Here is a 1,819-nt window from a genome sequence, read left to right on the forward strand (position 1 = left end):
AAACGACCAAACCATCACTGCAGGAACAGCAGTTACCAAAGATATACGAAGAAGAAATGGTAAAGTAAAAAGTTTGGTGCGTGATGCTGCGGGAAACTGGTCAAACCCAGGAAACCTGGATGTGACTATAAGCAGTTTGACTCGACAAAGTAACGCGATTCCAAATGACACTTTCATTTCAAACAAAATTGTGCTTTATCCAAACCCTACTAATGGCAAACATTTGACTTTAATATATGAGGCTGCCAATCCTTCAAAAACAAAAATATCATTGCTTGATTATAATGGCAAGCTGATTAAAATAATTTATGATCAACCGGGCAAGGAAGTAAAGAAAAATGTGGACATCAGTAATTTGATAAAAGGAATACCTGCCGGAACTTATTTTATAAAAACTGAAAATGCAGATCACATCAATACGGCTAGAATCATTAAGCAGTAAATAAGAATTAAGGTTTCTTGTATGTATCCAACTGGTAGCTTATTGAACAATGAAACTACTGGTTGGATATCAAAAAAATTCAATAAAATGAAAAAAATAAAAATTGTATCGATTATTTGTATTTTATTTTTAGGGTGCACTACCGACAATGAATCTATCAATTTTAAAGAAATAAAGGAAGAAATAATCCTTGATAATATTAATACGGCTACTAATAATGTATCATGCCAGACTCAAACATATACCGTTTTCCATAGTTTTTCAAATCAATGGAGTCGCACATTACAATTACCAATAACAGGTAAATTTGTGCAAGAGAGTCATTATGTAACTACAAAAGATAAGTTTACTGGTGCAAGATTATTTGCGAACACTGTTACCGAAAATATAAATAGCCACTTACAAAGATCCTTTGACCTTTACAAAAAATATGATGCTTCCAAAACATTTGGTCAATTATATTCGGCCTCATTTCAAAAACAGTGGACTCCCGCAGAATCTGGATTGATAGGTCAAGGTTCGGTAGGAAATATTCAGACTCAAGAATTAACTCCAGAAAAAGAAATGTGGTTTATGACTATGATGTGGACCCCTGGTACACGCCCTCCTAGAGGAACAAAATTTTTGTTAAGTGCCAATGGCAAAAAAGTAGTTATCATTGCAGGATATGAAACAGGACCAAGATCACAATCTTTTTTGGGAGGGTTAACAACAGAAACACACGCCTGGTTGGGAACTAATAATAATTCTCAAATAACAGTATCCTATTTAAAAGACCAATCAACGCCAATAGGACCAATTACTTGTGGTACTGCTATAGACATCTCTTCTCCCACTACTAATATTAATGCACCTGGAGGAAATACACAAACAGGGGACTTTACAGCTAACTTTAGTGATAACGATAATGTTGGGGTAACCCGTAGGTTCTACCAAGCACTAGAAAAATATGGCGATAACTGGTACGCCAACCGTGGTAACGGATTCTTCAATGATAATTGTAATGTGTTGTATTCTGGGTATACCATTGGTGCTGGTAACTGGTCTATTAGTAACAAACATCTTAGACAGTCCAATACCTCTTCAGACAACACAAAACTTAGCACGTTTTTATCACAAAATTCAGGATTGCCATACTTATATGAGTTTGCCGCCAAAGTAGAATCTACCTCAGGACCACGTAAATTCGGAATCCATATCATGGCTAGTGATAGTAACCTCTCACAACGTGGTAATTCGTATTTGATATGGTTTAGCGGAGAAGATAACAAGGTGCGTATCTATGAAACCGTTAATAATGTATTAAACTTCAGGGCTATTGGTGATGCACCTCTGGATACTAAATGGGCCAATTACAAGATTACCTATAGCCCAGCA

2 protein-coding genes are annotated in these 1,819 nt (G+C 35.8%); both read left to right on the top strand.

The features are described 5' to 3' along the window. Positions 1-442: T9SS type A sorting domain-containing protein (locus ACFSJT_RS17880; RefSeq protein ID WP_378321708.1), on the top strand; the 442-nt coding region annotated here is incomplete at its 5' end. An 87-nt stretch (positions 443-529) separates the two neighbouring features. Beyond that, positions 530-1,819 (top strand): hypothetical protein (locus ACFSJT_RS17885; RefSeq protein WP_378321709.1); only part of this gene is annotated, 1,290 nt, incomplete at its 3' end.

This window comes from Aquimarina celericrescens (assembly GCF_042682765.1).
Lineage (GTDB): Bacteria > Bacteroidota > Bacteroidia > Flavobacteriales > Flavobacteriaceae > Aquimarina > Aquimarina celericrescens.